The organism is Leifsonia sp. L25 (assembly GCF_050632895.1).
The window spans coordinates 493,479-516,661 of sequence record NZ_JBODRZ010000002.1 but is presented as its reverse complement, the minus strand read 5'-3'; the positions used below and the strand labels follow the sequence as shown (position 1 = coordinate 516,661).

16 protein-coding genes and 3 pseudogenes are annotated in these 23,183 nt (G+C 71.3%); 6 read left to right on the top strand and 13 right to left on the bottom strand.

Annotated features, from left to right (window positions below; genetic code table 11):
• Positions 1 to 163: 163 nt before the first annotated feature.
• Entirely contained in the window at positions 164 to 2,794 is a 2,631-nt protein-coding gene (locus ACRAWC_RS03430) for a GH25 family lysozyme (RefSeq protein WP_431346484.1), read from the top strand.
• Between the two features lie 168 nt (positions 2,795 to 2,962).
• The gene (locus ACRAWC_RS03425) at positions 2,963 to 3,499 is read left to right on the top strand and encodes a hypothetical protein (protein ID WP_431346483.1); all 537 of its coding nucleotides are present in this window, start codon (positions 2,963 to 2,965) and stop codon (positions 3,497 to 3,499) included.
• Between the two features lie 54 nt (positions 3,500 to 3,553).
• Here ACRAWC_RS03425 and ACRAWC_RS03420 read toward each other — a convergent pair.
• The 5 genes and pseudogenes from ACRAWC_RS03420 to ACRAWC_RS03400 all read right to left on the bottom strand — a co-directional run bounded on the left by ACRAWC_RS03420 (position 3,554) and on the right by ACRAWC_RS03400 (position 10,539).
• A pseudogene (locus tag ACRAWC_RS03420) lies at positions 3,554 to 4,889 on the bottom strand (M1 family metallopeptidase).
• Positions 4,886 to 8,859 (bottom strand): annotated as a pseudogene (locus ACRAWC_RS03415) (Pls/PosA family non-ribosomal peptide synthetase). The pseudogenes ACRAWC_RS03420 and ACRAWC_RS03415 overlap by 4 nt, the downstream one beginning before the upstream one ends.
• Positions 8,860 to 8,900: 41 nt before the next feature.
• The gene (locus tag ACRAWC_RS03410) at positions 8,901 to 9,287 is read right to left on the bottom strand and encodes a hypothetical protein (RefSeq protein WP_431346482.1); all 387 of its coding nucleotides are present in this window, start codon (positions 9,285 to 9,287) and stop codon (positions 8,901 to 8,903) included.
• Positions 9,288 to 9,352: 65 nt separating this feature from the next.
• Positions 9,353 to 9,829, bottom strand: a complete 477-nt coding sequence (locus tag ACRAWC_RS03405; RefSeq protein WP_431346481.1) for an NUDIX domain-containing protein — start codon at positions 9,827 to 9,829, stop codon at positions 9,353 to 9,355.
• Positions 9,829 to 10,539, bottom strand: a complete 711-nt coding sequence (locus ACRAWC_RS03400; protein ID WP_431346480.1) for a potassium channel family protein — start codon at positions 10,537 to 10,539, stop codon at positions 9,829 to 9,831. The genes ACRAWC_RS03405 and ACRAWC_RS03400 overlap by 1 nt, the downstream gene beginning before the upstream one ends.
• A gap of 76 nt (positions 10,540 to 10,615) precedes the next feature.
• Between ACRAWC_RS03400 and ACRAWC_RS03395 the strand changes: the two genes are divergently transcribed.
• Positions 10,616 to 11,074 (top strand): NUDIX domain-containing protein, encoded by a 459-nt coding sequence (locus ACRAWC_RS03395; protein ID WP_431346479.1) that lies wholly within the window; start codon positions 10,616 to 10,618, stop codon positions 11,072 to 11,074.
• Positions 11,075 to 11,078: 4 nt separating this feature from the next.
• On the opposite strand, the gene ACRAWC_RS03390 is transcribed toward ACRAWC_RS03395, so the two are convergent.
• Positions 11,079 to 11,414, bottom strand: a complete 336-nt coding sequence (locus tag ACRAWC_RS03390; RefSeq protein ID WP_431346478.1) for a hypothetical protein — start codon at positions 11,412 to 11,414, stop codon at positions 11,079 to 11,081.
• An 88-nt stretch (positions 11,415 to 11,502) separates the two neighbouring features.
• Here ACRAWC_RS03390 and ACRAWC_RS03385 point away from each other — a divergent pair, with 88 nt between their 5' ends.
• Positions 11,503 to 13,182, top strand: coding sequence for a bifunctional 3'-5' exonuclease/DNA polymerase (locus ACRAWC_RS03385; RefSeq protein WP_431346477.1), 1,680 nt, complete (start codon positions 11,503 to 11,505; stop codon positions 13,180 to 13,182).
• Between the two features lie 85 nt (positions 13,183 to 13,267).
• Positions 13,268 to 14,110 carry a DUF1684 domain-containing protein gene (locus ACRAWC_RS03380; RefSeq protein ID WP_431346476.1) on the top strand — a complete coding sequence of 281 codons (843 nt, stop codon included), beginning with the start codon at positions 13,268 to 13,270 and terminating at the stop codon, positions 14,108 to 14,110.
• Positions 14,111 to 14,132: 22 nt separating this feature from the next.
• Here the strand turns inward: ACRAWC_RS03380 and ACRAWC_RS03375 are convergent, their stop codons facing one another.
• A complete protein-coding gene (locus ACRAWC_RS03375; RefSeq protein ID WP_431346475.1) occupies positions 14,133 to 14,699 on the bottom strand; it encodes a PadR family transcriptional regulator in 567 nt (188 codons plus the stop codon).
• Positions 14,700 to 14,866: 167 nt separating this feature from the next.
• Here ACRAWC_RS03375 and ACRAWC_RS03370 point away from each other — a divergent pair, with 167 nt between their 5' ends.
• Positions 14,867 to 15,370 (top strand): DUF3145 domain-containing protein, encoded by a 504-nt coding sequence (locus tag ACRAWC_RS03370; protein ID WP_179606052.1) that lies wholly within the window; start codon positions 14,867 to 14,869, stop codon positions 15,368 to 15,370.
• A gap of 110 nt (positions 15,371 to 15,480) precedes the next feature.
• Here ACRAWC_RS03370 and ACRAWC_RS03365 read toward each other — a convergent pair whose 3' ends face one another.
• From ACRAWC_RS03365 to aceE, 6 genes and pseudogenes are all read right to left on the bottom strand, one after another.
• Positions 15,481 to 16,716 (bottom strand): beta-ketoacyl-[acyl-carrier-protein] synthase family protein, encoded by a 1,236-nt coding sequence (locus tag ACRAWC_RS03365; protein ID WP_431346474.1) that lies wholly within the window; start codon positions 16,714 to 16,716, stop codon positions 15,481 to 15,483.
• Positions 16,717 to 16,830: 114 nt separating this feature from the next.
• Complete coding sequence (locus tag ACRAWC_RS03360; RefSeq protein WP_021765217.1) at positions 16,831 to 17,082, bottom strand: acyl carrier protein; 252 nt, start codon at positions 17,080 to 17,082, stop codon at positions 16,831 to 16,833.
• A 53-nt stretch (positions 17,083 to 17,135) separates the two neighbouring features.
• Positions 17,136 to 18,140, bottom strand: a complete 1,005-nt coding sequence (locus tag ACRAWC_RS03355) for a beta-ketoacyl-ACP synthase III (protein WP_431346473.1) — start codon at positions 18,138 to 18,140, stop codon at positions 17,136 to 17,138.
• 13 nt (positions 18,141 to 18,153) lie between these two features.
• A complete protein-coding gene (locus tag ACRAWC_RS03350) occupies positions 18,154 to 19,074 on the bottom strand; it encodes an ACP S-malonyltransferase (RefSeq protein ID WP_431346472.1) in 921 nt (306 codons plus the stop codon).
• Between the two features lie 95 nt (positions 19,075 to 19,169).
• Positions 19,170 to 20,377: pseudogene (locus tag ACRAWC_RS03345) on the bottom strand (PucR family transcriptional regulator).
• Positions 20,378 to 20,388: 11 nt separating this feature from the next.
• Positions 20,389 to 23,115 carry a pyruvate dehydrogenase (acetyl-transferring), homodimeric type gene (gene aceE, locus ACRAWC_RS03340; RefSeq protein ID WP_431346471.1) on the bottom strand — a complete coding sequence of 909 codons (2,727 nt, stop codon included), beginning with the start codon at positions 23,113 to 23,115 and terminating at the stop codon, positions 20,389 to 20,391.
• Positions 23,116 to 23,183 lie beyond the last annotated feature (68 nt).

The window sequence follows — 23,183 nt, the reverse complement described above, 5'->3', positions numbered from 1 at the left end:
ACCTTTATTGGGGCGATACTCTCGCGCGGTGCGAGGGTAACATGGCGGTGGCGCGCGCCCTGACCGACCCCGGGGCTGATAGAAGCATTCGCGCCGGGAGCCCATCATGCGAAACGAACGACCGCTTTCTGTCACTCTAGTCACACTGGCCACTCTGGCCACGGTGGCCGCTCTGGTCATGCCCGCCGGCGCCCCTGCGGGTGCGGCGACGCTCCGTGGCGCCGCCGCGCCGACCGCGGCCCCCGTCCAGACCGCGACGCCCACACCGACGCCCACACCGGCTCCCACCGCGACCGGTTCGGCCGCGACTCCGAGCGCGGATCCCGACCTCTCGACGATGAACCGGGCCCACAACCACACGATGGGCTCCACGATCCGGCAGTACGACCCGGCGGCGGCGACCGCGGCCCCGAACACTTCCACCTCCCCGAAGACCGCCTCGCCGAACGCGACGGTCACGCCGAACACGGTTCCGCCCGGGTTGCCCGGTCTCGACGTCAGCGGCTGGCAGACCGGCATCAACTGGAGCCAGGTGGCTGCCAACGGCGCGAAGTTCGTCTACATCAAGGCTTCGGAGAGCACCGACTACACCTCCAGCCAGTTCGCGACCCAGTACAACGGCTCCTACGCGGCGGGTCTGACCCGCGGCGCCTATCACTTCGCCGTCCCCAACGTGAGCTCCGGAGCCACTCAGGCCCGGTACTTCGTCGCCAACGGCGGCGGCTGGAGCGCGGACGGCCGGACGCTGCCGCCGCTGCTGGACATCGAGTACGACCCCTACCCGTCCACCGACGGCACGAACACCTGCTACGGCCTCAGCCAGCCGGCGATGGTGAGCTGGATCGCCGACTTCTCGCGGACCGTCCAGGCACTCACGGGTGCGCTCCCCGCGATCTACTCGACCACGAACTGGTGGGTCACCTGCACGGGGAACACCGCGGCGTTCAGCGCGAATCCGCTGTTCATCGCGCGGTACCCGAACTCCGTGTCCGACGGAGCGGGAACGCTGCCCGCCGGATGGACCGCCTACACGATGTGGCAGTGGGCGGACAGCGGCATCTTCCCCGGCGACCAGGATGTCTTCAACGGCAACGCCGCGGCGCTGTACAAGCTCGCCACCACGGGGGTCCCGGTCAGCTCGATCGTTCCGATGGCGCAGCCGATCATCGGGTTCGGCGACCTGAACGGTGACGGGAAACCGGACGTGCTGGCGCGCAAACCCGACGGGACCCTCTGGTTCTATGCGGGGACGGGGGCGTCCGGATCGGGCGCCTTTGCCGCCGGCGTGCAGATCGGCTCGGGCTGGGGTGTCTTCGACTCGATCATCGCCGCGGGCGACGTGAACGGCGACGGCAAGCCCGACCTCCTCGCCCGCAAACCAGACGGGACGCTCTGGCTCTATCCGGGCACCGGCGCCGTCGGCACTCTGAGCGCGTCGAATCCGGGCCTGGGGACGGGGATCCAGATCGGCGCCGGTTGGGACGCCTTCACCGACATCATCGCCGCGGGCGACGTCAACGGCGACCACAAGCCCGACCTCCTCGGTCGCAAGCCCGACGGGACGCTCTGGCTGTACGCCGGGACGGGCCACGTCGACGGCACGAGCAACGGCTACCAGTCCGGAGTGCTCTACAACGGCGGCTGGAACGCCTTCACCCAGGTCGTCGGCATCGGCGACCTGAACGGAGACGGCTGGGACGACCTGCTGGCCGCCAAGAGCGATGGATCGCTGTGGTACTACCGCGGATCGGCGACCGGCTATCAGGCCGGCTCGCAGATCACCACACCCGGCTACAGCCCGGGTGACCTGCTGGTCGCGCCCGGCGACATCAACGGGGACGGCAAGCCGGACCTCCTGGCGCGGGCCGCGAACGGCATGCTGAACTTCTATTCCGGAAGCAGCCTCGCTCAAGCCGCGTACGGCGCCGCGCAGGTCGTCGGATCGGGATGGAACATCTTCAATCGCGTGATCGGCGCCGGTGATGTCAACAGCGACGGCAAGCCGGATATCCTCGCCACGACGCCCGACGGCACGCTGTACTTCTACGCGGGCAACGGGTCGACCAACGGCGTGAACCGCAGTTACCAGAACGGCGTGAAGATCGGCTGGGGCTGGGACATCTTCAGCAAGGTGATCAACAGGGGCGACTTCACCGGCGACGGCAAGTCGGATCTCGTCGCGGTGCGCAACGACGGCACCCTCTGGCTGTATCCGAGCACGGGCGTGGTCAACCCGACGACGCCATCGTCCTACCTCCCGGGCATCCTGATCGGCAGCGGCGGCTGGAGCGCCTTCTCGCAGATCGTCTCTGGCGACTTCAACGGCGACGGCGTGCAGGACATCCTGGCCACACGTCCCGACGGGACCATGCTCCTGTACCCGGGCGTCCGGCAGACGCCGTCGTCGACCTCGTGGTTCGGCACGCCGACGGTGGTCGGCAGCGGATGGAACCAGTTCACCGCCATCGACTCCACCGGGGACTCCAACGCCGACGGCAAGGCCGACGTGGTCGCCCAGAAGCCCGATGGCACCCTCTGGTTCTACGCGGGCAACGGAGCGATGGGCCCGGGCAACGCCGGGCTGGGAAACCCCAGCCCCGTCGGGTCCGGCTGGACGATCTTCAGCTCGGTCACGGGCACGGGAGACACGGCCACCGCTCGCACCGGCGACCTGCTCGGGGTGCGCACGGACGGCACGCTGGTCTACTACCCGGGCACCGGCCTCGCCGGTATCCCGACCCCGGGCTACGCGCCGGCGGTCGCCTCGGGCGGAGGGTGGAACATCTTCGGCTAGCCCGCCGACGCTCGCCCGGCTGCTCGGGGCGGCCCGAGAGCCCGGGGCGCCGGGTCGTGCCCAGGATGCAGCTTCACCCACCGGAACCTGCGTCGGCGGCGACTGCACCTACCGCCCCCGACCGCAAGGCCCTTCCGGCGCCCCGTGCCGCGCGTACCATGCCACGGCATGAACGCAATCGGATGGATCGTGCTGATCGTCGTCGTCGTGGTCGTCGTCGTGGGAATCGTCATCGTCGTCTCCACGGTGGGCCGACGGCGCAAGCTGGAGGCCGACCGGCAGCGGGCGACCGAGCTGCGGGAGGCCGCCTCCCGCGACGAGCTGGCCGCGCGGGAGCGGGAGGCGAAGTCCGCCCGGGCCGCCGCGGACGCCCAGCAGGCCGAGGTCGAGGCCGAACGGCTGCGACGCGAGGCCGAGGAGCGCGAGCGCGCCGCCGCGGCCGCCCGCGACGAGCAGCAGGCCAAGCTGAGCCGCGCCGACGAGGTCGACCCGGACGTGACGACGGACCGGCACGGCAATCGTGTGGTCGCCGGCGACGACGCGGACGACGCCCATCGTGACGACGCCCGCCGCGACGACGTGCCGCCGCCCCGCCCGGCCACCGAGTCCGCCACGGCGGCTCCGACGACCGCGGCGCCCGCGCACGACGCCCCGCGCATCGACGGCATCACCGGCCAGGAGCGGCGCCCGGAGGACCGGCCCTAGCGCAGGACCGGCCCTAGCCCAGGACCGGCCCTAGCCCAGGACCGAGCCGCACGGTCAGTCGCTGAGCGACGGCAGCCGCGTCTCGCGCAGCCACCCGTCGAAGAACTCCTTCAGCGGCTCGTCGGAGAATCCGGCCGCGAACGATTCGAAGTCCGCCGTCGACGCCGTCCCGAAACGGTGGGCGGCCGACCAGCCGCGCAGCAGGCCGAAGAACGTCTCGTCGCCCAGCCTCCGGCGGAGCGCGTGGAGGAGGCACGCCCCACGCTTGTAGACCCGGTCGTCGAACATGCTCTCGACGCCAGGGTCCGCGAGCACGAGGTCCTTCGGCTTCACGCGCAGGACGGCGTGGTGGGTGCGTGCGAGCGTGCTCGCCGAGGGGCCGCCGGAGTACTCCGACCAGATCCACTCGGCGTAGCAGGCGAATCCTTCGTTCAGCCAGATGTCCGCCCAGCCGGCCACGCCGACGCTGTTGCCGAACCACTGGTGGGCGAGTTCGTGCGCGATCAGGCGCTCCGAGCCGCCGCGGCCGTCGACGTGCGTCGAACCGAAGGTGGCCATGCCCTGCGACTCGAGCGGGATCTCCAGCGGGTCCTCGGTCACCACAACGGTGTACGACGGGAACGGGTACGGGCCGAAGCGCTCCTGGAAGCACTCGATCATCCGCGCGACCGGCGCGAAGTCGGCCAGCACGCGGCGCGCGAGGCGCCGGGGGATAGGCGATCACCCATTCCACCCCGCCGGTGCGCCGGGGCTCCAGCACGTAGCGGCCGATCTGCACCGCGGCGAGGTAGGTCGCCGTCGGCTCCGTACGCTCGAAGGTCCAGGTGCCGCGACCTCCGCTGACGCTGTGGTCGACCAGCTCGCCGGTCGCGAGCACGGTGTACGGCTGCTCGGTGGTGATGGTGATGCGGTACGCAGCCTTGTCGGACGGGCGGTCGTTGCACGGGAACCAGGTCGGCGCCCCGGAAGGCTGGGCGGCGACGATCACCCCGTCGCTCAACTCCTCCCAGCCGAGGGTGCCCCAGCGGGTCCGCCGCGGCGCGGGGGAGCCGTCGTAGGCGATCTCGAGCGTGAACTCGGCGCCTGCGGCGATGGGCCGCGTCGGCACGACGCGCAGGTGGGTGGGGGACTGGGTGAAGCGGGTGCGCTTGTCACCGTCCAGCTTGACCCGCTTGGCGCGCAGATGGACGAGATCGAGGGAGATCGCGGTGAGCTGGACGTTCGCTCTGGCCTGGATCACAGCGGTCGCGTCGAGACGGTTGGTCGCCACCTTGTACGACAGGTCGAGGTCGTAGGAGAGCACCGAGAAGTCGACGCTGCCGGAGCGCGGAAGGTAGACGTGGGCGGCGGCCGGAAGGGCGGCCTCTGCGTCGAAGGGGACGGTGCTCATCGCACCGCACGGTACTCGCGTACCACCACGTCCCGCCACGGGCCGATCGGGTTCCCACTCCACCGGCTGCGGTCGGGCACGGTCTCGCCGCGCATGACCAGGGAGGCCGGCCCGACCGTCGCGTCGGAGCCGATCGCGGCTGCGGGCAGGATCACGCTGTGCGGGCCGAGCGTCCCGCCGCGTTCGATGATCACCTGGTCCATGCTCATGATTCGATCATGGAACAGGTGCGTCTGCACGACGCAGCCCCGGTTGACCGTGGATGCGTCGCCCAGCTCGACCAGGTCGGCCTCCGGGAGCCAGTAGCTGTCGATCCAGACGCCGTGCCCGATGCGGGCGCCGAGACTGCGCAGCCACCAGACCAGCGCGGGCGTGCCTGCGGCGGCCCAGGCGAACCAGGGCGCCGCGACCATCTCGGTGAAGGTGTCCGAGACTTCGCTGCGCCAGATGAACGACGACCAGAGTGGGTGCTCGCCCGGCTTCAGCCGTCCGAGCAGCGCCCACTTCGCCGCGGTGCTGACGGCGGCCGCGACCGCGCCGGTGACCAGAAGGACCGTGCCGCTGAGGACGATCGCCCAGCCCACCCCCCACGCGTCTGAGAGCGCGGCGAGGGCCAGCAGCGCCGTGAGGCCGATGGCGCAGGTGACGAACACCGGGACGATGCGCAACAGCTCCCAGGCCGTGCGGGCGACGCGCAGGGACGCCTTCGGCTCGAAGGTGCGGGAGAGGTCGGCGTCCTGCGCGCGCCGTCGAAGCTTCACCGGGGGCGAGCCCAGCCAGGAGGTCCCCGCCTTGGCCTTGCGCGGAGCGACCGAGAGCACCGCCACCAGGCCGTCCCGCGGCACCCGGTTGCCGCCGCCGGCCATCCCTGAGTTTCCGAGGAACGCGCGCGTGCCGATCTCCGCCTCCGCGATGCGCACATAACCGCCGCCGAGCTCGTAGGCGGCGACCAGCGTGTCGTCGGCGAGGAACGCGCCGTCGCGGATCTTGGTCATCGCGGGCAGCAGGAGCACGGTCGAGGCCTCCACGTCGCGCCCCACGCGCGCGCCGAGCATGCGCAACCAGACCGGCGTGAACAGGCTGGAGTAGAGCGGGAACAGCAGTGTCCTGGCCATGTCGAGCAGTCGCTCGGCCGACCACACCTGCCAGCCGGCGCGGCTGCGCACCGGGTGGACGCCCTCCCGCAGCCCGAGGCCGAGCAGGCGGACCAGCACCACGACGACACCCGCGAGCACCACGCCCGCCGCCAGCGTCGCGGGGACGAGCGCGGCGGCGGCCCCGGGGATCGCACCGGCGATCGTAGTCGCGCCGCGCGTGAACGCCGCAACGATCAGCCCTCCGACGCCGAGCGCGACCACCGGGACCAACGAGACGACGAGGGAGGCCGCGGCGTAGGCGGCGACCCAGCGGGTGCGGCGCAGCGGCCGCTCGCCCGGCCACCACACGCGCGCCTTGCCCACCCGCACGGCGGGGAGCCCGCCCAGTTCTGCCCGGCGGGCACCCGGCCGAAGACCGCGGATCCCGGCGCGACGGTCGCGTCGCGGCCGATCTTCGCACCCGGCATGAGCGAGCTGCGGGCGCCGACCGAGCTCCCGGCCCCGATGCGGATCTCGCCGATGCGCACCAGGTCGCCGTCGATCCAGTACCCGGCGAGGTCCACCTCCGGCTCGATGGAGGCGCCCGCGCCGATCCGCAGCATCCCCGTCACCGGAGGCAGCGCATGCAGGTCCACACCGCGGTCGATCGTGGCGCCGAGCGCCCGCGCGTAGTAGCTGATCCAGGGAGCTCCGGCGAGGCTGGCCGCGCCGATCTGGTGGGCGACCTGCTCGGCGAGCCACAGCCGCAGGTGCACGCCGCCGCCGCGCGGGTAGTCGCCGGCCATGACCCCGAGCAGCAGGAGCCGCGCGGCGGCCACGGCGATGGCCATCCGGCCCCACGGCGTGACGAAGACGATCAGCCCCGCGATCAGCCAGACCAGGTCCACCTCGGGCAGGAACCCGAACCCGCCGAATGGCCGCAGGACGGCCGCGGCGGTCAGCAGGTAGAGCAGCCAGCGGATGCCGTTGAGGATGAACAACGGAACCCCGAGCACCGTCTGGAGAACCTGCATCCGCCGCGGCGTCGGCGGGACGACGTGCGTGGAGGCAGCGGACGCGGATGGCGAGCTCTCCGCGAGCGCGGAGGCGAGCGAGCCGAAGCGCGGGTGCGCGTAGATGTCGGCGACGGTGATGTCCGGGTGCCGCCTGCGCACGAGCGAGACGAGCTGCGCGGCGGCGAGCGAGCCGCCGCCGAGGTCGAAGAAGTTGTCGTCGGGTCCGCTCACCGGCAGGCCGAGAACGCTGCGCCAGTCGGCCGCGAGGAGCTCGGAGACCGGGTCGAGGACCGGCGCGTCCTCGTCGGCCTCCTCCAGCGGCCAGGGGAGCGCGGCCCGGTCGACCTTGCCGGACGTGCGGACCGGGAGGTCGTCCACCACCGCCAGCAGCGGCACGAGCGCGGCGGGCAGCTCCTCGCGCAGCTCCGCCAAGGCGGCGCGCCGGTCGAAGGCCGCGCGTTCCGGGACGGCAAGGTAGCCGACCAGCACGTCGTTCCCCGCCGCACTCTTCCGCACCGCGGCGGCGGCTCCGGACACTCCGGGGAGCTGCTGGAGTGCGGCCTCCACTTCGCCGAGCTCGATCCGCCGGCCGCCGACCTTGACCTGGTCGTCGGCCCGGCCCAGGTAGAACAGGCCGGCCGGGTCGAAGCGGACCAGGTCGCCGCTGCGGTACGCGCGCTGCCAGCCGAGCGAGGGGAGCGGCGCGTACTTCTCGGCGTCCTTCACCGGGTCGAGGTAGCGGGCGAGACCGACGCCGCCGATGATGAGCTCTCCACTCTCGCCGTTCGCGACCGGGGTGCCGTCCGGGCCGACGACCGCGAGGTCCCAGCCGTCGAGGGGAAGGCCGATCCGCACCGGCTCGCCCGCGGTGAGCGGGCTCGCACAGGCGACGACGGTCGCCTCGGTGGGTCCGTAGGTGTTCCAGACCTCGCGGCCCTCCACAGCGAGCCGGTTGACCAGCTCCGGAGGGCAGGACTCGCCCCCGAAGATCAGCAACCGCACGGTATCGAGCGCGTCGGTCGGCCAGAGCGCCGCGAGGGTCGGGACGGTCGAGACGACGGTGATGCGGCGGGCGGCCAGCCACGGGCCGAGGTCCATGCCGGTGCGCACCAGCGAGCGCGGCGCAGGCACGAGGCACGCGCCGTGGCCCCAGGCCAGCCACATCTCCTCGCAAGAGGCGTCGAACGCCACCGAGAGCCCAGCGAGCACCCGGTCGCCCGGGCCGATCGGCTCGTCCTGCAGGAACAGCCGCGACTCGGCGTCCACGAACGCGGCGGCGGAGCGGTGCCGCACGGCGACACCCTTCGGCGTTCCGGTCGAGCCGGAGGTGAAGATGATCCACGCGTCGTCCTCAGGCGTCGGCGGGTCGACGACCGGAAGGCCCGAGGTGCTCGGGTGCGGCTCCAGCCCCCGCACCACGAGCGGTCCGGCGGCGGCCACCGCGTCCACCGCGACGGCGTCCGCGTCTCCGCCCTCGGACAGCGCGGCGAGGTAGCCGTCGTCCGTGATGACCCCGCGCACGTCCGCCTCGCCGAACACCAGGTCGGCGCGCTCCTGCGGGTCGTCGGCGTCCACCGGCACGTACGCGGCGCCGGCGGCGAGCACGCCGAGGATCGCCAGGTAGAGGTCCCGGCTGCCGGAGGTCATCCGCACACCGACGCGGTCGCCGCGGCGCACCCCGGCCTCACGCAGTCGCGCCGCGGTGGCGAGCACTCGCGCGAGCAGCTCGCGGTAGCTGAGCGCGCCGCGGGCGTCCTCGATCGCCGAGCCCTGCGGGTTGGCCGCGGCGGACTCCCGCAGGACATCGATCAGCGTCCGCGGCGCAGGCGCGCGGCCCAGCGCCGAGAGGATCGCGGGCTCGGCGGTGGTGTCAGTCACGGCGGCAACCGTAGAAGCAGCCGGTTACCGGCCGGTGAACATCAGCCCTCGCCGAGCGCATGCAGGAGCTGCGCCTTGTTCATGCGCGAGTAGCCCTGGATGCCCTGTGCCTTCGCCCGGTCGCGCAGGTCGCGGAACGTCGGGATGCCGGTGCTCGCCGCAGGCGCCGAGGCGGCCGCCCGTGCCTGCGCTCTGGCGGCCTGGGCCTTCTCCTTGGCGTCCTTCGCCGCCGCCGCCGCGGTCTTGCCGGCGCGCTGCGAGGCCTTCTTCGCATCCTTCGCGGCCTGTTCGAGCGCGGCCTCGAGCTCGTCGGCCTCCTTGCGGGTCTTCTTGTCGAGCTTCTTGACCAGCCGCTGCGCTTCGTCCACAGCGGCTCGTGCGGTGATCAGGGCCTTTTCGGCGTCCTTCTCCGCCTTCTTCTTCGCCACCTGCTCCTCCTTCGTCCCGTCCGGCACGTGCAGCCAACGATACGTCCGCAGGGGTGCCGTGCGCGCTAGTCGGATCCGGATCCGCCGAGTTGACGCTGGAGCGCGTCCAGAATGGGCCGCTGCCCTTTCGCGAGCTTCGCGTACGCCTCGCCGATGGGATGCCAGCCGGCGTCGTCCACCTCGGGGAACGTCCGGAACACGCCGGAACGCGGCGGCCACTCCAGCTCGAACTCGTTGCTGACCAGCTCGATGGGGCCGAAATCGGCGTCCGCCGCGAACACCACGAAGGTCTTGCCGGAGGCGCGGAACTCGCCGAGCGGGACGTACACCGCGTCGGGGGAGGGTGCCCCCATCTCCTCGGCGAACTCCCGCCGGGCCGCGGCGAGCTCGTCCACGTCGTCCTCCTCGACCAGTCCCTTGGGCAGCGTCCAGGCGCCCTCGTCCTTGCGCGCCCAGAACGGACCCCCCATGTGCGCGATCCACACCTCCCGGCCGGACGCACCGAGGCGGTGCAGCAGGATCGCCGCGCTGCGCACCGGCATCAGGCGGACCTCTGCTCGAGCAGGGCCTTCAGTTCGGCCACCTGACCGGACAGTTCGCGGATCTGCCCGCGGGTGGCCGCACGCATGTCGATCTCGGTCTGCGCGACCCGCTCGACGATCCAGGAGGCCAGGGTCGCCGTCACGATGCCGAGGGTCGCGATGCCGCCGATCATCAGGCCGACCGCGACCAGCTTGCCCACCTCTGTGACCGGGACGTAGTCGCCGTAGCCGACCGTCGAGATGGTCTCGAACGCCCACCAGATGGCCTGCGGGAAGGTCTGGATGCGTGCGTGCGGCACCCCGCGTTCTGCATCCAGCGCCGCCAGCGCGGCCGTGAACACCAGGAGGCTGCCGGCCCCGGCGACGTAGACGAGCACCCGTCCGCGGAACGCCGCGCCGGCGCTCCGTTGCAGAATGGCGAGGATCGTCACCAGCCGCAGCAGCCGCAAGGGCCGGAGCATCGGCAGCACGACGATGGCCAGGTCGAACAGGTGCGTGTAGAACCAGCGCCAGCGCTGCGGCGCGAGGATCAGGCAGACGAAGTAGTCCAGCAGGAAGATGGCCCAGGTGATCCAGATCACCGTCTCCGCGACGATGAGCTCTGGCCCGCGGAGGTCGCCGATGACCTCCCAGGCGTAGGCGACGAGGAACACCGCAGCGGCCGCGGTGAGGGGCCACTCGGTGAGGTGGCGCCAGCGTTGGAGTGTCATGTCCACACAGTAGGACCCTCCTGCGAGAACCGTCACGCGGCGTCACCGGCTTCGGCCGGGCGGCTAACGTGGAGACGTGAACTCCGGCGACGCATGGGTGGAAGGTCCGAACGGCGAACGCTTCTGGGGCCGCTTCGGCGCCGCGGGCCTGCTCGTCCACGACCTGCGGCGCGGCGTGCTGCTTCAGCACCGCGCCGACTGGAGCCACTTCGGCGGCACCTGGGGTCTCCCGGGCGGCGCCAGGCACGAAGGCGAGACCGCGGTGGAGGGCGCGCTGCGGGAGGCCGCGGAGGAGGCGGCGGTGCCTGCGGACGCCGTGCACGTGCTGTTCGAGAGCGTGCTCGACCTCGGCTTCTGGTCGTACACCACGGTCGTCGCTCAGGCGGTGCGCGTGTTCGAGCCGCACATGGCCGACATCGAGAGCATCGAGCTGCGCTGGGTGTCGGTGCCGGAGGTCGCGGACCTGCCGCTTCATCCCGGGTTCGGCGCGTCCTGGCCCGAACTGCGGTCGCGGCTCGCGGCGCTGGCGGGCTGAGGGCTCAGGAGGCGATACGCGGCCAGAGCAGCGCGGGCGCCACGTCCTCGCAGCCGTCGGGCAGCCCGACGTACGGTCCGGCGCCCGGATAGGGTGCCTGACCCGGGTAGCCCGGCGCTCCCGGGTAGCCCGGGTTGCCGCGGTAGGGGTGGTCGTCGTCCACGTAGAGCCTGTCGCCGTGGACCGTTCCGAGGTAGGAGCCGCCGGGGGTCACGGCGATGTCGTCCGACCAGGGGAACCAGCCGATCCAGTCGCCCTCGGAGTTGAACAGCCAGCGTGATTGCGGATCGGGACGGTACGCGATCCACACTCCCTGGGAGTCGTGCAGGTACTCTGTCATCGTCGCTCGCCTTTCGGGTCGGCATCGCTTAAAGTGACGTTTCCTCACTATAGCCGGAAGTGTCCTCCGTCGCATGCAGAATTGAGGCGTGCAGCTCCTTCTCGACCGCGTCGCTCCCGGGCGCATCGCGGTGATCCGCCCGGACGGCGACGACGCCGGGCGCACCGAGCTCGCCGAGGCCGACCTGCCGGAATACGTCCGGCGCGAGGAGGCGACGTCGCGTCCGCGCTGGGTGTGGGACGACACCCGGGGCTGGTACCCGCGGCTGCTGCAGTCCGGCGTCCGGGTCGAGCGCTGCGTGGATCTGCGGCTCAGCCACGCGATCCTGCGCGCTTCCACACTGAGCGCAGGGTCCGCGCTGGCCGCGGCCCCGCTCGGCCCGTGGGACGCCGCCCGCGCACTGGACGACGAGCCCGAACCGTCCGCGAGCGCTGCGACGCTCTTCGACCTCGACCATCCCGCGGAGACCGCACGGCCCTCCATCGAGCAGGAGTACGCCGCCCAGCAGGAGGCCGTCGCGAGCAGCGCCGAGCCCGGCCGGCTCCGCCTCCTGCTCGCCGCCGAGTCCGCCGGCGCGCTGATCGCGACCGAGATGCAGCACGCGGGCCTGCCGTACAGCGTCGACCGGCACGATGAGCTGCTGCGCGCCGTCCTCGGCCCGCGCCCGCGTTACGGGCGGCCGGAGGTGCTGGAGACCCTCGCGGCGGAGATCCGCGCCGGCCTGGAGGCACCCGACCTCAACCCCGACAGCCCGCCCGAGCTGCTGAAGGCGCTGCAACGCGCGGGGTTGATGGTGACCTCGACGCGCTTGTGGGAGCTGCGCGAACTCGATCACCCCGCGATCCCGGCGGTCCTGAAGTACAAGAAGCTCGCCCGGCTGCACGCGGCGAACGGCTGGAGCTGGCTCGATGCCTGGGTGCGCGACGGGCGGTTCCGGCCCGACTACATCCCGGGCGGCGTCGTCACCGGACGCTGGGCCACGCGCGGGGGCGGAGCACTCCAGCTCCCCAAGGAGGTGCGCGGCGCGGTCGTCGCCGACCCGGGCTGGAAGCTCGTGGTCGCGGACGCCGCCCAGCTCGAGCCGCGGATCCTCACCGGCCTCGCCGGCGACACTGCGATGGCCGAGGCCGGACGCGGTCGTGACCTCTACGCCGGCATCGTGGCGAGCGGGGCGGTGGAGGAGCGCGCCCAGGCCAAGGTCGCCATGCTCGGCGCCATGTACGGCGCGACGACGGGCGACAGCGGCCGGTTGATGCCGCGGCTCGCGCGCGCCTACCCGCGGGCCGTGCGGCTCGTGGAGGACGCGGCGCGCACCGGGGAGCGCGGCGACATCGTGACCTCCCGGCTCGGCCGCAGCTCCCCGCGTCCGGGCGGGAGCTGGCAGGCCACCCAGTCGGCGGCCTCCGGAGCCGAGTCCACACCGGCCGAGGAGCGCAGGGCGCGCAGCCAGGCGCGTGACTGGGGTCGCTTCACGCGCAACTTCGTCGTGCAGGCTAGCGCCGCCGAGTGGGCGCTGTGCTGGATGGCCGAGCTGCGCAACCGGCTCGCCCGGCTGACGCCGGAGGGCGCGGCCTTCACCGCAGGCCCGCACCTGGTCTACTTCCTCCACGACGAGGTCATCGTCCACACGCCCGCGGAGTCTGCTGAGGCTGTCGCCGCCGAGGTCCGGGCGTCGGCCGAGGCTGCCGGGCGCCTGCTGTTCGGCGGATTCCCGGTCGACTTCCCGGTCACCGCCGCGGTGGTCGACAGCTACGGCGACGCCAAGTGACCCCGTGGGTGCGCCGGCGCGCACCACGGGAATGGGGGAGTGTCGCGCTTGGTTGCACCCACCGACCTGACAGAGGATGGAGACCATGACCGACACCACCGCCCCCGCCGAGCCCGACGCCGTCCTCGACCGGTACCACGCCCGCCGCGCGCAGGCCGTCACCGCCCCGCAGGGCAACCTGGCGCTCGTGAACACGCAGTGGATCACCGGGGAGCCGGGCTCCGGGCAGCCGGTCTGGGGCGTCCCGGGCCTCTGGTCGCCGCTTCCCGCCGGCCAGTCGGGCCTCACGGTCACGGCCGCCGCCACCGACAACGTCTTCGTCGACGACGTGCTGGTCGACGGCTCCGCGATCGTGCGCGGCAAGGACGACCCGAACCCGGGCGCCGTCCGCTTCAGCGACACCGTCACCGGCTTCGTCATCGCGAACGAGCAGGGCGAGTACGCGCTGCGGGTCTGGGACGCGCAGTCGGAGGACATCCAGAAGTTCGGCTCGATCGACGCCTTCCCGTTCAACCCCGAGTGGATCATCACAGCGACGTTCTCGCCGATCGAGGGCGGCAAGACGGTCGGTTTCGAGCACCTCAAGGACGACGGCGCGACCCGGGACATGGTCATCCCGGGCGAGATCACGTTCACGAAGGACGGCGTCGACTACAACCTCGCCGCGTTCAAGGCGGGCCGCGCGCTGCAGCTCGTCTTCTCGGACACCACGAACGGCGAGAGCACCTACTCGGTCGGCCGGTTCCTGTTCGTCGTCCCCAACGAGGACGGCACCGTTACGCTGGACTTCAACCTCGCCGTCCTGCCGCCCTGCGCCTTCAGCTACAACTTCAACTGCCCGCTGCCGCCCGCCCAGAACCGCTTCGCGGTGCCGATCGAGGCCGGCGAGAAGAACGTCCTCGACAAGGACGGCAACCTCCTGCACTGACGCCCCTCGGCGCTGGCGGAGGTCAGTCGACGGCCGCCGCCGGTTTGCGGCCGCGGCGCGGGCGCTCGGGGCAGCGCGGCTGCGCGAGCGCTCCCGGGTGCGCGGCGAGGGCCTTGGCCACCTCGTCCAGCCACTCGATCGCAGCGCGGGCGCCGAGTTCAGCGGCCCGGTTCGCCGCCAGCACCGCACGCGAGTCCGCGTCGTGCGTCAGCTCCCGGATGCGCTCGGCGAACGCGGCGCGGTAGTCGGCGACGACCGCCGCGGCGTCCGCCCCGTCGAGCGAAGCGGCCACCAGCACCTGGTCCTGCATCTCGTCCCAGTCCGGGCGGGCGTCCCGCGGGCCGGAGGTCAGCCAGGAGGTCGCCTCCTCCGTCCCGGTGTCCGTGAGCCGGTACAGCGGCAGGCCGTCCTCGGTCTCACCGGCCGACTCGATCAGACCCTGCTCGGTCATCCGGTCGAGCGTGGAGTACACCTGCCCGGCGTTGAGCTGGCGGCGGTTGGCCGCCCGCAGAAGGAACTCGTTCTGGAGCTGCGAGCCGTAGGCGGGGCCTTGGGTCAGCACCGCGAGGAAACCATACTGGACCGACATACCCGGTATGCTATTCCGCCTGCGACGCGCCGGCACGCATGAATCGCCGAATCACAATCTTGTAACTCGGGCGCGTTCTCCGGCATAATCGCCGTAGTCAACTTCATAGAAGTCATGGCACTCGTTCGCGGTCGTAGGGGAAGACGTACCGACGAAGGAGGAAAACCATGACGGCTCACGCAGCCCGAGGAGTGCTCTACGTGCACTCCTCTCCCAGCGCGCTCTGCCCGCACATCGAGTGGGCGGCAGGACGCGCACTCGGTCGCGCCGTCAACTTCACGTGGGAGACGCAGCCGGTGCTGAAAGGCGCCCAGCGCACCGAGTTCTTCTGGGACGGCCCGCAGGGTACCGGGGCGCGTCTCGCGACCGCACTGCGCGGCTGGGAGCATCTGCGTTATGAGGTGACGGAGGACGCCGGCCTCGGCACCGACGGCGGCCGCTGGATGCACACCCCCGACCTCGGCATCTTCTTCGTCCAGACCGACACCGCGGGCAACACGGTCGTACCCGAGGACCGCATCCGCTACGCGATGGAGGTCGCCGGCTCCAACCCGCTCGAACTGCACCGCGAACTGCGGCTGGCCCTCGGCCAGGCCTGGGACGACGAGCTGGAGCCGTTCCGCCGCGCGCACGACGACACCTCGGTCATCTGGCTGCACAAGGTCGGCTGAACCGCCGCACCACCGACTCCCGCGACGGGCCCGGCCCAGCCGTCCGAACGCGGTGAACAGAAGAAGGCCCCGGTCGGATGACCGGGGCCTTCTTCGACGTCTCTGGGCGATCAGACCGAGCGGATCGCGACGACGGCGTTGTGGCCGCCGAAGCCGAACGAGTTGCTGATCGCGAGCTGCGGGCCGTCGCCGAGCGGCTGCGGCTCGCCGGAGACCTTCAGCGGGATCGCCGGGTCCATCTCGGTGATGTTGATGGTCGGCGGGGCGACGCGGTCGCGCAGCGCGAAGATCGTGAACACGGCCTCCAGGGCGCCGGTGCCGCCGAGCAGGTGGCCGGTCGAGGCCTTCGTGGCCGACACCGGGATGTCGTGCACCCGCTCGCCGAACACCTCGCGCAGCGCGACGTACTCGGACGGGTCGCCGACCGGGGTGCTGGTGGCGTGCGCGTTGATGTGGGTGACCTCGTCGGGGGAGACGCCGGCCTGCTCGAGCGCCATGCGCACAGCACGGCTCGCGCCGCGGCCCTCCGGGTCGTTCGCGGTGATGTGGTACGAGTCGGCCGTGACGCCGCCGCCGACGATCTCCGCGTAGATGTGCGCGCCGCGGGTGAGCGCGTGCTCCTCGGTCTCCAGCACCAGGCTCGCGGCGCCCTCGCCCATGACGAAGCCGTCGCGGTCGATGCTGTACGGGCGGGAGGCGGAGGCCGGGTCGTCGTTGCGGCGGGACAGTGCCTGCATCGACGCGAACGACGCGATCGTGATCGGGTGGATGGCGGACTCGGTGCCGCCGGCGATGACGACGTCGGCGAGGCCGGCCTGGAGGTGCTCGTACGCGTTGACGAGCGACTCGGTGCTCGACGCGCAGGCGGAGGCGACGGTGCGCGCGAACGCGCGGGCCTCGAAGTGCATGGACACCGCTGCGGAAGCGGCGTTGGGCATCAGCATGGGGACCGTCATCGGCAGGACGCGGCGGGGTCCGCGCTCGCGCAGGGTGTCCCACGCGTCGAGGAGGGTCCAGACGCCGCCGATGCCGGTGGCGTAGTCGACGCCGAGCCGCTCGGGAGCGACCTCGGGGGAGCCGGCGTCGGCCCAGGCCTCCATCGCAGAGACCAGCGCGAACTGACTGGACGGGTCGAGGCGCTTGGCGGTCGGCCGGTCGAGGATGGTGTCGGGCCGCACGAGCGCCTCGGCGGCGAACGTGACGGGCAGCTCCAGCTCGGCCACCCAGTCGTGGGTGAGGCTGCGCGCGCCAGACCGGCCGGCCAGCAGCCCGGCCCAGCTCTCGGGGGCGGTGCCACCGAGCGGGGAGGATGCGCCCACGCCCGTGACGACGATCTTCTTGGTCATAACGGCAACTCCGTGTAGTAGGAACAACGCGACAGAGCGCCGAGCGCCGCCGCCCGCGCGGGCGGGACCTCGCCGAGGACCCGCCCGCGCGTAGGAAGTTTCTTCGTGCGGTGCTTAGGCGTCCTGCGCCTTGACGATGAACTCGACCGCGTCACCGACGGTCTTCAGGTTCTTGACCTCTTCGTCCGGGATCTTCACGTCGAACTTGTCCTCGGCGTTGACCACGATGGTCATCATCGAGATCGAGTCGATGTCGAGGTCGTCGGTGAACGACTTGTCCAGCTCAACCGTGTCGGTCGCGATGCCGGTCTCGTCGTTGATGAGCTCGGCCAGGCCGGCAAGAACTTCTTCGGTGGACAATGCCATTGTTTTCTCCTTGAGGGGTGTCGTTTTGACCGTTGATCAGTCTAGGGCAGGCCCTAGGGGAGCACGACGACCTGCGCGCCGAAGACCAGACCGGCGCCGAAGCCGATCTGCAACGCGAGGCCGCCGGACAGTTCGGGGTGCTCCTGCAGGAGCCGGTGCGTGGCGAGCGGGATCGAGGCGGCCGACGTGTTGCCCGTCGTCTCGATGTCGCGCGCGATCGTCACCGTCTCCGGCAGCTTGAGCTGCTTGGCGAACTCGTCCACGATGCGCATGTTCGCCTGGTGCGGGATGAAGGCCGCGAGCTGGTCCGGTGTGACACCGGCGGCGTCGAGGGCCTGCTTGGCGACCTTCGCCATCTCCCAGACCGCCCAGCGGAAGACCGTCTGGCCGTCCTGGCGCAGGGTCGGCCACGGCGCCTCGCCGTCGCGGAACTCGATGAGCGTGCTGTCCATCCCGACCGCGCCCGCCTTGGAGCCGTCCGAGCCCCACACCGTCTTGGCGATGCCGGGGTACTCGCTCGGGCCGATGACCACCGCGCCCGCGCCGTCGCCGAGCAGGAACGAGATGGTGCGGTCGGTCGGGTCGACGACGTCGGAGAGCTTCTCGGCGCCGACGACGAGCGCGTAGTGCGCCTGGCCGGTGCGGATCAGCGCGTCGGCCTGGGCGACCGCGTAGGCGTAGCCGGCACAGGCGGCGTTCATGTCATAGGCGGCGGCCGGGTTCGCACCGACGTTGTCGGCGAGCACTGCGGCCAGCGACGGCGTCTGCCGCGGGTTCGAGATGGTCGCCACGATCACTGCGTCGATCAGCTTCGGGTCCACGCCGGACTTCTCGATGGCCTCCTTCGACGCCGCGGTGGCGAGGTCGACGGCGCCCACGTCGTGGCTGGCCCGGGTGCGGGTGATGATGCCGGTGCGCTGGCGGATCCACTCGTCGGACGAGTCGATCGGGCCGACCAGGTCGTCGTTCGGGACCACGAGGTCGCCGCGGGCCGCGCCGATCGAGAGGATGCGGGTGTACTGCGGGCCGTGGGACTGCTGCAGGGTGGGGTGGGTCATGGCTGCGGTCCTCCTAGGCGGCCTGGTCGATGAGGTCGAACGCGGCGGGCAGGTCGTCGGGGGTCTTCACCGCGACGGCGGGCACGCCCTTCAGGCCGCGCTTGGCGAGGCCGACGAGAGCGCCGGCCGGTGCGACCTCGATGATGCCGGTGACGCCGGCGTCCTGGAAGGCGGCCATGTCGAGGTCCCAGCGCACGGGCGAGGAGACCTGGCCGACGAGCAGGCGCACGAACTCGGCGCCGTCGGTGACCTCGGAGCCGTCCTTGTTTGTCCAGAGCCGCAGCGTCGGGTCGTTCGTGGTGAGCGTCCCGGCGAACGCCTCCAGCGCCGGGACAGCGGAGGCCATGTAGCGCGTGTGGAACGCGCCCGCGACCTGCAGCGGGATGACGCGGGCGCGGGCCGGCGGCTCCTCGGCGAGCGTCGCCAGGGCGTCGAGGTCGCCCGCGACGACGATCTGGCCGCCGCCGTTGTAGTTGGCGGGGGAGAGGCCGAGCGCGTCCAGCTTCGCGAGCAGTTCGTCCTCGTCGGCGCCGATCACGGCGCTCATACCCGTGCGTGCCTCCGCGGCGGCGCGTGCCATCGCGGCGCCGCGCTCCCGGACGAACGCGACCGCGTCGGTCTCGGACAGCACACCGGCGCCCGCCGCTGCGGTCAGCTCGCCGACCGAGTGGCCGGCGATACCGCCGATCTTCTCGCGGCGGCCGTCGGCGAGCAGCGCCGAGAGCGTCAGCAGTCCGGCCGACACGATCAGCGGCTGGGCCACCGCGGTGTCGCGGATAGTGTCCGCGTCGCTCACCGTGCCGTGCGCGACGAGGTCGATGCCGACCGCGTCGGAGAGGCGGGTGAGCTGGTCACGGAACGACGGTTCGGTGAGCCACGGGTCGAGGAAGCCGGGGGTCTGGGAACCCTGTCCCGGGCACGCGATGACGATCACGGGTTCAAGTCTGCCAATCTTCCGCCGAGCGGATGTGTCGGATGTATATGAACTATGAGCCGGAGCTTTGTGGATGTCTACAGAGCGGGCGGGTGTCAGTGCCGCCGCGGCGCGTCCGGTTCGTTGATCGATCCCACGATCAACGCGGCCTGCAGGATGAGCGCCTCGCGGGCGCCGGTGGCGTCCCAGCCGATGACCTCGGAGACGCGCTTCAGCCGGTAGCGCACGGTGTTCGGGTGCACGAACAGCTCGCGCGCGGTGGCCTCCAGCGACCGGCCGTTGTCCAGGTAGCACCAGAGCGTCGTGAGGAGCTCGGTGGAGTACGCCTGCAGCGGCCGGTAGATGCGGCTGATCAGCGTGGCCCGCGCCAGCCCGTCGCCCGCGAGCGCACGCTCCGGCAGCAGATCGTCGGCGTGCACCGGACGCGGGCAATTGCGCCAGGCCTTGGCGACGGCGAAGCCAGCGAGGGCCGCCTTGGCGCTCTTGGAGGCGTCCACCAGGCTGGCGACCTCGTGGCCGAGTACGAGGTGCCCGGGCCCGAAGCCCGGTTCGAGCTGCTGTGCGATCTCCAGGAAGCTGACGGCCGGCGCCGCGCCGATGGACTCCTCGTTCGCGGCGTCCGCCGGGACCGCGCGGCCGATGACGAGTACCAGCCGGCTGCCCTGCACCCCGATCAGCACGTCCGCGGACATATGCCGGGCGGTGCGCCGGAGCTGGTCCACGTCGAGCATCTTGGGGGCGGTGCCCACCAGGACACTCACCTCGCCGTGGCCGTGCCAGCCGAGCGCGGCGATCCGGCTGGGCAGCTCGTCGTCGTACTCGCCGGTGAGGATGCTGTCGACCACCAGGGCCTCCAGCCGCGCGTCCCAGAGGCCGCGGGCCTCTGCGGCGCGGGCGTACACGTCGGCCGCCGCGAAGGCGATCTCGCGCGAGTACAGGAGGATGGCCTCCTTGAGCGCCTCGTTGCCGCCGCTCTTCACGCGCTCCTCGACCACCTCCACGGTGATCTTGATGAGCTGGAGGGTCTGCTGCAGGCTGACGCTCCGGAGCAGCTCACGCGGAGCCGCCCCGAAGACGTCGGCCGCGATCCACGGCGTCGACCGCGGGTCGTCGAACCACGAGATGAAGGACGAGATGCCCGCCTGTGCGACCAGCCCGACCGCGCTGCGGCGGCCGGGGGCATGTCCCGGTACCAGGGGAGCGTGTCCTCCAGCCGCTTCAGCGTGGTCGTGGCGAGTTCGCCCGAGATCTTGCGCAACCACGCAAGCGTCTCGGACTTCGTCCGCTCCGGTGTCGTCGGCACGGGCCCGCGGTCTAGGACTCGCCGCCCGCGGTGCCGGTGGTACCGGCGTTCACGTCGTGCAGCAGGTACTTCTCGATCGCCCAGGCCGGAGCGTTCGGGTCCACCTTGCCCTGCGCCGCGAGCAGCTCCAGGGTGCGGACCACGATCGACGGGCCGTCGATCTTGAAGAACCGGCGCGCGGCGGCGCGGGTGTCGGAGAAGCCGAAGTCGTCGGCGCCGAGCGTGGCGTACTCACCGGGCACGAATTGACGGATTTGGTCCGGCACCGCGTGCATGTAGTCGGTCGCAGCGACGAACGGCCCTTCGGCGCCCTGCAGCTTGCGGGTGACGTACGGCACCTGCTTCTCCTGCTGCGGGTAGAGGAAGTTGTGCTCCTCCGCCGCCAGGCCGTCGCGGCGCAGCTCGCCCCACGAGGTGACGCTCCACACGTCGGCGGACACGCCCCAGTCCTGCGCGAGAAGGTGCTGGGCCTCGAGCGCCCACGGCACCGAGACGCCGGACGCGAGGAGCTGCGCCTTCGGGCCGCCCTCGCCGCCGTCGCGGAGCTTGTGGATGCCGCGGACGATGCCGTCCACGTCCACGCCCTCGGGCTCGGCCGGCTGCACGATCGGCTCGTTGTAGACCGTCAGGTAGTACATGACGTTCGGGTTCGGGTGCGACTCGCCGTACATCCGCTCCAGGCCCGAGCGGACGATGTGCCCGATCTCATAGCCGTAGGCCGGGTCGTACGCGACGACGGCCGGGTTGGTCGACGCGAGCAGCAGCGAGTGGCCGTCGGCGTGCTGCAGGCCCTCGCCGGTCAGCGTGGTGCGGCCGGCGGTCGCGCCGATCATGAAGCCGCGTGCCATCTGGTCGCCCGCGGCCCACATGGCGTCGCCGGTACGCTGGAAGCCGAACATCGAATAGAAGACGTAGACAGGGATGAGGGGCTCGCCCTGCGTCGAGTACGACGTTCCCACGTTGGTGAACGCCGCAAGGGCGCCCGCCTCGTTGATGCCGACGTGGATGATCTGGCCCTGCGGGCTCTCCTTGTAGGCCAGGAGCAGCTCGCGGTCGACCGAGGTGTAGTGCTGGCCGTTCGGGTTGTAGATCTTCGCGTTCGGGAAGAACGCGTCCATGCCGAAGGTGCGCGCCTCGTCCGGGATGATCGGGACGATTCGGTGGCCGAAGTCCTTCGCCCGCAGCAGGTCCTTGAGCAGACGCACGAACGCCATCGTGGTGGCGATCTCCTGCGTGCCGGAGCCCTTCTTGGCGATGGCGTAGGCCGAGTCGTCCGGAAGGTTCAGCGGCGTGTACTTGACGCGACGCTCCGGGACGTAGCCGCCGAGCGCGCGCCGGCGGTCGTGCAGGTACTGGATGGCCTCGTCGTCCGGCCCGGGGTTGTAGTACGGCGGCAGGTACGGGTTCTCCTCGAGCTGCGCGTCCGTGACCGGGATGCGCATGGCGTCGCGGAACGTCTTGAGGTTGTCCAGCGTCATCTTCTTCATCTGGTGGGTCGCGTTGCGGCCCTCGAACGACGGACCGAGGCCGTAGCCCTTGATGGTCTTGGCGATGATGACGGTGGGCTGGCCCTTGTGCTCGACGGCCGCCTTGAAGGCCGCGTAGACCTTGCGGTAGTCGTGACCGCCGCGCTTGAGGCCCCAGACCTCGTCGTCGGTGTAGTCCTTGACGAGCTCCAGCGTGCGCGGGTCGCGGCCGAAGAAGTTCTCGCGCACGTAGGCGCCGTTCTCGGTCTTGTAGGTCTGGTAGTCGCCGTCCGGCGTCTGGTTCATCAGGTTGACCAACGCGCCGTCGGTGTCGCGGGCGAGCAGGTCGTCCCACTCCCGGCCCCAGATCACCTTGATGACGTTCCAGCCGGCGCCGCGGAAGTAGCTCTCCAGCTCCTGGATGATCTTGCCGTTGCCGCGCACCGGGCCGTCGAGGCGCTGGAGGTTCGCGTTGATGACGAAGGTCAGGTTGTCGAGCTTCTCGTTCGCTGCGACCTGGAGCTGGCCGCGCGACTCCACCTCGTCCATCTCGCCGTCGCCGAGGAACGCCCAGACGTGCTGGTCGGAGGCGTCCTTGATGCCGCGGTTGGTGAGGTACTTGTTGAGCTGCGCCTGGTAGATCGCGTTGATCGGGCCGAGACCCATCGACACCGTGGGGAACTGCCAGAACTCGGGCATCAGCCGCGGGTGCGGGTACGACGACAGCCCGCCGCCGGCGTGCGACTTCTCCTGGCGGAAGCCGTCGAGCTGGTCAGCGCTCAGCCGGCCCTCGAGGAAAGCGCGTGCGTAGGTGCCGGGGGAGGCGTGGCCCTGGACGAAGATCTGGTCGCCGCCGCCCGGGTGGTCCTGGCCGCGGAAGAAGTGGTTGAAGCCGACCTCGTAGAGGGCGGCGCTCGACGCGTAGGTCGAGATGTGGCCGCCGACGGCGATGCCGGGACGCTGAGCGCGGTGCACGAGGATGGCCGCGTTCCAGCGGATCCACGCGCGGTAGCGGCGCTCGATCTCCTCGTCGCCGGGGAAGTCCGGCTCGTTCTCGGGGGAGATGGTGTTGATGTAGTCGGTGGTCGGCACCATCGGCACGCCGAGGTGCAGTTCCTTCGAGCGCTTCAGCAGGCTCAGCATGATCTCGCGAGCGCGCTCATGGCCGTGTGCCGCAACCAGTGCGTCGAGGGACTCACGCCATTCGGCGGTCTCCTCGGGGTCCGAGTCGATGTTGTTCACCGAGTACGGGTCCTGGTCGTTTACAGTCACCCTCGACCTCTTTCTTGTGTCGGATGGATCGTGGAAGGCGCGCATCCGCTTGTCGGGTCACGACAAAT

Coding starts and splice junctions, on each gene's coding strand:
- ACRAWC_RS03360 (WP_021765217.1), bottom strand. CDS start 17,082: ATGGCATTGTCCACCGAAGAAGTTCTTGCCGGCCTGGCCGAGCTCATC.
- ACRAWC_RS03405 (WP_431346481.1), bottom strand. CDS start 9,829: ATGCCGGTGCGCAGCGCGGCGATCCTGCTGCACCGCCTCGGTGCGTCC.
- ACRAWC_RS03355 (WP_431346473.1), bottom strand. CDS start 18,140: ATGACCCACCCCACCCTGCAGCAGTCCCACGGCCCGCAGTACACCCGC.
- ACRAWC_RS03400 (WP_431346480.1), bottom strand. CDS start 10,539: ATGACACTCCAACGCTGGCGCCACCTCACCGAGTGGCCCCTCACCGCG.
- ACRAWC_RS03370 (WP_179606052.1), top strand. CDS start 14,867: ATGACGGCTCACGCAGCCCGAGGAGTGCTCTACGTGCACTCCTCTCCC.
- ACRAWC_RS03425 (WP_431346483.1), top strand. CDS start 2,963: ATGAACGCAATCGGATGGATCGTGCTGATCGTCGTCGTCGTGGTCGTC.
- ACRAWC_RS03365 (WP_431346474.1), bottom strand. CDS start 16,716: ATGACCAAGAAGATCGTCGTCACGGGCGTGGGCGCATCCTCCCCGCTC.
- ACRAWC_RS03390 (WP_431346478.1), bottom strand. CDS start 11,414: ATGACAGAGTACCTGCACGACTCCCAGGGAGTGTGGATCGCGTACCGT.
- ACRAWC_RS03380 (WP_431346476.1), top strand. CDS start 13,268: ATGACCGACACCACCGCCCCCGCCGAGCCCGACGCCGTCCTCGACCGG.
- ACRAWC_RS03375 (WP_431346475.1), bottom strand. CDS start 14,699: ATGTCGGTCCAGTATGGTTTCCTCGCGGTGCTGACCCAAGGCCCCGCC.